The 6,051-nt window shown below is 51.0% G+C and carries 6 protein-coding genes; 1 reads left to right on the forward strand and 5 read right to left on the reverse strand.

The window, feature by feature from the left end:
* Positions 1 to 29: 29 nt before the first annotated feature.
* The 5 genes from upp to INF30_RS12845 all read right to left on the reverse strand — a co-directional run bounded on the left by upp (position 30) and on the right by INF30_RS12845 (position 4,685).
* Positions 30 to 659: a uracil phosphoribosyltransferase gene (gene upp, locus INF30_RS12825; protein ID WP_226395500.1), complete on the reverse strand. Its 630-nt coding sequence runs from the start codon at positions 657 to 659 to the stop codon at positions 30 to 32.
* Between the two features lie 20 nt (positions 660 to 679).
* Positions 680 to 1,693: an L-threonylcarbamoyladenylate synthase gene (locus tag INF30_RS12830; RefSeq protein ID WP_242943702.1), complete on the reverse strand. Its 1,014-nt coding sequence runs from the start codon at positions 1,691 to 1,693 to the stop codon at positions 680 to 682.
* A 61-nt stretch (positions 1,694 to 1,754) separates the two neighbouring features.
* Positions 1,755 to 2,438: an N-acetylmuramoyl-L-alanine amidase gene (locus INF30_RS12835; RefSeq protein WP_226395501.1), complete on the reverse strand. Its 684-nt coding sequence runs from the start codon at positions 2,436 to 2,438 to the stop codon at positions 1,755 to 1,757.
* Between the two features lie 105 nt (positions 2,439 to 2,543).
* Entirely contained in the window at positions 2,544 to 4,343 is a 1,800-nt protein-coding gene (locus INF30_RS12840) for a glycosyl hydrolase family 18 protein (protein WP_226395502.1), read from the reverse strand.
* Between the two features lie 120 nt (positions 4,344 to 4,463).
* Positions 4,464 to 4,685 (reverse strand): hypothetical protein, encoded by a 222-nt coding sequence (locus INF30_RS12845; RefSeq protein ID WP_076779977.1) that lies wholly within the window; start codon positions 4,683 to 4,685, stop codon positions 4,464 to 4,466.
* 477 nt (positions 4,686 to 5,162) lie between these two features.
* Here INF30_RS12845 and INF30_RS12850 point away from each other — a divergent pair, with 477 nt between their 5' ends.
* A complete protein-coding gene (locus tag INF30_RS12850; RefSeq protein ID WP_076779975.1) occupies positions 5,163 to 5,894 on the forward strand; it encodes an adaptor protein MecA in 732 nt (243 codons plus the stop codon).
* The last annotated feature ends 157 nt before the right edge of the window (positions 5,895 to 6,051 follow it).

Raw genomic sequence — 6,051 nt, forward strand, 5'->3', positions numbered from 1 at the left:
TGTTCCATTCCCCTGACATTCTGACTTTTCTATTTTGTTCCGAAAATGCGGTCTCCGGCATCTCCAAGACCGGGCACGATGTAACCGTGATCGTTCAGATGGTCATCCAGGGCTCCGATATACAGATCCACATCCGGATGCTCTCTCTGCATTCTCTCCACTCCTTCAGGCGCCGCGATAATGCAAAGGAAGCGGATCTTCTTCACTCCTTTTGCTTTCAGAAGATCGATGGCCGCCGCAGAGGAACCTCCCGTGGCCACCATGGGATCCACCACAAAGACTTCCCTCTCGTCACAGTCTGCCGGCAGCTTGCAGTAGTACTCTACCGGCTCCAGCGTCTCAGGATCCCGGTACAGGCCGATATGCCCTACCTTGGCCGCAGGGATCAGCACCAGCATACCTTCCACCATGCCGATGCCCGCCCGCAGGATCGGGATAATGGCAAGCTTCTTTCCCTCCAGCTGTTTTGCTGTTGTCTCACAGATGGGAGTCTTGATCTTTACATCTTCCAGTTTCAGATCCCTTGTAGCCTCATAGCACATGAGCGTAGCGATCTCGCTGACAAGGGCGCGGAAATCTCTGGAGCCTGTCTCCTCTCTCCGGATCAGTCCGATCTTATGCTGGATCAGCGGATGATCCATTACGTACACATTTGACATTCTTTTTTCCTCCTGCACTTTTATACATTTATCACATGATGCCCCGCGGCCTTCAAAAGCCTGTTCATAACAGCGCTCCCGATCCCGTCAGACGCAAATGCTTCGCTGTAAATATATTCTGTCCCGTCATCGTCGAACTCACGCAGGATGGCGTACAGATTTGCAGCCACTGTACTCTCATCCTCCCTGGTGCCGATGCACTTTACATTCTCGTGATCATATCTGCCCATGGTCTCCTGTGTGGCTATGATCCCGACGCGATGTCCCTCGTTCTCGCGGGCTGCGGCAAGTTCGCCTATCTTGTCCACCACCTTCTCAAGGGGTCCCTCCACCACGGTCATCTCCGCCCTGGGCGCATAGTGGCGGTACTTCATCCCGGGCGCCTTGGGAGGTGTCTTGGCGTCTGCCGTGAGGATAGTATGATCCACAGTTACCTCGCCCACTGTCTCCTCCAGCATCTCTTTTGTCACAGCACCCGGCCGCAGGATCATGGGCGGCTCCACCGTCATGTCTACAATGGTGGACTCCACCCCGATATGGACAGGGCCTCCGTCCAGGATCATATCGATCCGCCCCTCCAGGTCATCCAGCACGTGCCGGGCCATGGTAGGGCTTGGCCTTCCCGACTTGTTGGCACTTGGACCGGACACATAGCCTCCGCCTGCGCGGATGAGCGCCAGCGCTACCTCGTTGTCCGGCATGCGCACAGCCACCGTTTCCAGTCCCCCTGTGGTCCCGTGGGGAACAAGTTCGCTCTTTTCAAAGATCATGGTCAGGGGACCGGGCCAGAATTTCTCCGCCAGGGCCACTGCCTTCTCTGGTACCTTCTTTGTGATGGGATACAGGTCTTCTAAGGAGGCGATGTGGACGATCAGCGGGTTGTCCGACGGCCTTCCCTTGGCGGCGTAAGTCTTTCTGGCCGCCTCCTCATCCAGGGCATTGGCGCCCAGCCCATACACGGTTTCTGTAGGAAATGCAACCAGTCCGCCCTGCTTCAGGATCTGCCCGGCTGCATTTATTATGTCCATATTCATTTGTGTTTTTTCTATCTTTTCTACTTTTGTCTCCATGTCCTTTATTATAGCATCAATCCGCCTAATTTACCACCCAGCTTTCTATGCCTTTGGCAATGGCTTCTGCCAGCTTCTTCTGGTACGCTTCATCGGTCAGAAGAGCCGCCTCCTCCGGGCAGCTTAAGAATCCGCACTCCACGATCACGGTGGGGACTTCTGTCTTTTTCAGAAGATAGTATGTGTCATTTGCCTTGATCTTTCTCGTATTTTCCTGGTCAAATTCCAGAAGTTCCTTCTGCAGGGCCTCTGCCGCCTGCTTCCCCTTGTCGGAGTGGGTAAAATAGAAGATCTGGGCTCCCTTCACTGACGCGTCGGAATAGCTGTTCTGGTGAATGCTGACAGCGACGGCTGGCTGGCGCTCATTGATGATGCTGATCCTGTTGTTCAGATCCTCCAGCTTCTTGTTGGACGCATCCTCATCTGCCAGCATAACGTCTTCCTCCCTTGTCATAACCACTTCCATCCCGTCCTTCTCCAGCCTCTCCTTTACTTTCAGGGAGATGGCAAGGTTGATGTCCTTTTCCTGCTCGCCCTGCGCCCCCACCTTTCCGGGATCCCTTCCCCCGTGTCCCGGATCCAGGACCACCAGATTTCTCCTTACATTCTCCTGCTGTACACTGACGTACATCCGGACTTTGTCTCCGGCAAAAAGAAGGCCGGCCAGCACAGCCAGCGCAAAAATAAGTTCCATGATCTTTTTCAGCAAAAAAGCACCCCCTGTCAGCCTATACCGGAAATTCCTTTTCAGGATACTCTAGTATATGTCTTCCAGAGGGCGCATATTAATGCCTTTGTCAGATTGATTTGGTCTTTAATTTACATACTGCAGGATCAGCTCCCAGATGTCTGATGTCTCCTGTCCCAGGCGCCATGCGGCTGTGCCGGCCAGTCCGTAGTCTTTCATAAGCTTCAGCCTTGGCTCCAGTGACTGGGCGTCCTCCAGCCACACCTCGTAGGTGACGCCGTTCGCCTCCCAGGTAGCGTAATTCTGCTGTGTCGTCTCATCCCAGGTGATCTGGGCCCCTGCCTGTTCCACCACGGCCCTGGCGTCTGCCATTCCGTAGGCTGTGCTGGTCACATTCATGGTGTATTCCGCGGCATCTGTGCCCTGGGCAGCGGCGATCTCCTCCTCTGTCTTGGGCGTCTCCTCCCACACTCTTGTGAAGAAGGGAACCGCGTTGATCACTTTCTCAGCCGGAACTTCCTCCAGCGTGTTCTCGATGCCCGCTTTCACGAAATCGTAGGAAGCCACTGATCCGGCCTCCGGAGAACCGCCGTAATGCTCATCGTAGCCCATGATGACTACGTAGTCTGCCACCGCTCCCTGTTCTCCCCGGTGATACTGCTGGTTGTAGTTCTGGGGAACATAGTTGTCCACGGAGAGCACAATGTTGTTCTTTCTGCACTGTACAGACAGCTCACGGATAAACTGGATATAGTGCTCGCCGCACTCCTCCGAGATCATCTCAAAGTCCACATTGATGCCATCGATCCCTGTCTGGAACACAGCTGCCATGAGCTGGTTGATCAGGTTTGTCCTGCTGGATGTGCTGGAAAGCAGCGCATAGGACTCCTCCTGGGAGCTGATGCCTCCGTCAAAATCCCGGATGGCCGCCCACACCTCGATGTTGGACTGATGTGCGTAATTCACATACTCTGAGCTGGCGATGGACTCCAGATTGCCCGATGTATCTGCCACATGGAACCAGGTGGGAGAGATCGTATTCAGGCCCTTTGTGCTGGCGATCATCTCCAGAACGCTGCTGTTGGCATCGGAGTTGGTCACATTGTGCCATGCCATATTGATCACATAGTCTTTTGAGATATTTGTGTAAACAGGCTCCTCAAAGCCTCTGTCGTATGTCGTCTTCTGCTCGTCGCGGAGCCTGTTCTGCTTCAGGTATCCGATGAATCCGTCCTGGGTGCGCACCTTCTTCCAGTCGCCTTCATCCTCGATGACTGCCACTGTATCTCCCTTGGAGACCTCCGTCAGGATAGGGCTCTTCACGCCTCCCTGATAGCGCACCTGGGTGTCTCTTTTCACCTCTGCCACAGTCTCTTCTTTCTCTGTCACCACGACCGCTCTGTCCGGGTCTGTGAAGACTTCGTAAGACATATCTGTATACTGTGCCACAAAATCAAGCGCAATGTACGCTGTACTTCCTTCTGTCCTCAAAATGACATAGTCTGTGCTGGTTTTCTGATTGGCGAGAGTATACTCACTTGCCCCCACTCCTACACTGACTGTATCTGTCGGAAGCGTGTAGAGCAGCACGTTCTCACCTGGATCCCAGTAAAACCTCTGGTTGATGTAGTCCCGCACAATAGCGTACTCCACATAGGCTCTTCCGTCAGAGATCATCCCCCTTGGCTCAAGCACTTCATTATTCACGACAATAGCCAGCTGACCGTCACTTTCTATTCCATAATATTCATTCCTGTCAGCCTGCTGGTCTGAAGGGCCATACCGCCTCCACAAAAAGAACGCTGCAATAGCCGCTATGATCACTATAATGAAAAATCCTGTCTTCAGGATAAGATTTCTCTTTCTTCTGCGCCTTGACTGTTTCCGCCCGCGCGCAGGCCTCCGCCTTCTGCGTCTCTGATCCATGCTGCACCTCCCACACACATATACATTATTATACCAATCTTTGCAGCACACGTCATTATATATTTCGACATTTTCAAGACTTTTGCGAGGGGTGTCCGCACTGTCCGGTCTTTTTTCTGTCTAATTTTCTCTGGCAATGTGATGGAAGTACAATGCTTTCAGGTCTCCTTTCTCATTCAGGACATAATCCCGCATATAGCCGGAATCCTCCCGCAGCATATGCGCCTGTACAATCTGTGTCGGGCTTGCCGGTTTCCCCTCAAGTTCTATGTATACTCCCTTTTTCTCGTAGCCGTTCAATTCTCTGAACAGCTCCTGAAATTCCCTTGTGTCTTCCGGCATAACAGCCTCCTTTTTCTGCCCGGACGAAACTTTTCCCGCCCGCCGCATAAAATGGAATATAACTAAAACATCTGAAGGTATATCTCCTTTTTGGAAGTGCGTGATATATCAGGATACACCTTCACACAGAAACCGTACTCTTCTGACTGCGCTGCTGTCCTCTGGACCTGCCCCTGTTGAAAATTCTGAGCATAACATAAACGGCAAAATCTGATTGAAATCTTAAAATTGATGAAAAATTATTTTATCTGACATTTTTGGAAATAAATGGTTGATAAGTTACCTGATCTTGTTTTGAAAACCCATGATAAATAAATCTGATATGCAGATCCATTCTAAGAATGTGTGAATTGGGAATACTAATTTCTGTGTCTGTATTATAGCACCTGCCATTATGTTGACGCAAGCTTTTTTTATTTTTATTTTATTGAACTATACTTATGCCTTATGCTATACTGTGAAAAAGGAAGTGATACTATGAAGATTGAGAAGATCAATGACAACCAGATCCGCTGCACGCTTACACGCGCCGATCTGGCAGCCAGGCAGCTTCAGCTCAGCGAGCTTGCCTACGGAACTGAAAAAGCAAAATCACTTTTCCATGATATGATGCAACAGGCGGCATTTGAGTTTGGCTTTGAGGCGGACGACATCCCTCTTATGATCGAGGCGATCCCCGCATCAGCGGACTCTATCGTGCTGATAATCACGAAAGTCGAAGATCCGGAGGAACTGGATACCAGATTTTCTAAATTCGCTCCTTCACCCGGAGGTGACTGGGAGTCCGCAAAAGAAAACGCTCTTGAGAAGCTGGAAGGTGCGGAGGAACTTCTGAACCTGATCGGCAAAGTAAAGGAAAGCGTCTCCGCTATATCGGAGAAACCTTCCAAGGATACTGCCGAGGAAGAAAAGAAACCCTCTCTTCGGTTCTTCTCTTTTGAGACCATGGACCAGGTGATCCAGGCAGCCCATCTGCTGAAATCCATCTATTTCGGTTCCAACACATTATATAAAGACCAGAAGGCAGATCTTTACATCCTTGTGCTGACACAGTCTGATCTGAAGACAAGAGATTTCAACCGGATCTGCAACATGCTCTCCGAGTACGGTTCCCTTGAGAAGGCGTCCAGCGCCTCTCTGGCCTTCCTGGAAGAGCACTGCGAGATGATGGTGTCCGGCGACGCCGTACAGCAGCTGGCAGAGATTTAAAAAAGTACAAAAAGAGAGCAGCCGTTAAGCCAATGTCATTTAGTTAAGGCACTGAAATGATAACTCTCTTTTAGGCAGAGATTAGGGATTCCTAGCTCTGCCTATTGTTTTCCTTTTTAGAAGAAAGTTTGTCTGTGTTCAAGCAGCATAAAAAGAC

The organism is Claveliimonas monacensis (assembly GCF_014982975.1).
Classification (GTDB): domain Bacteria; phylum Bacillota; class Clostridia; order Lachnospirales; family Lachnospiraceae; genus Claveliimonas; species Claveliimonas monacensis.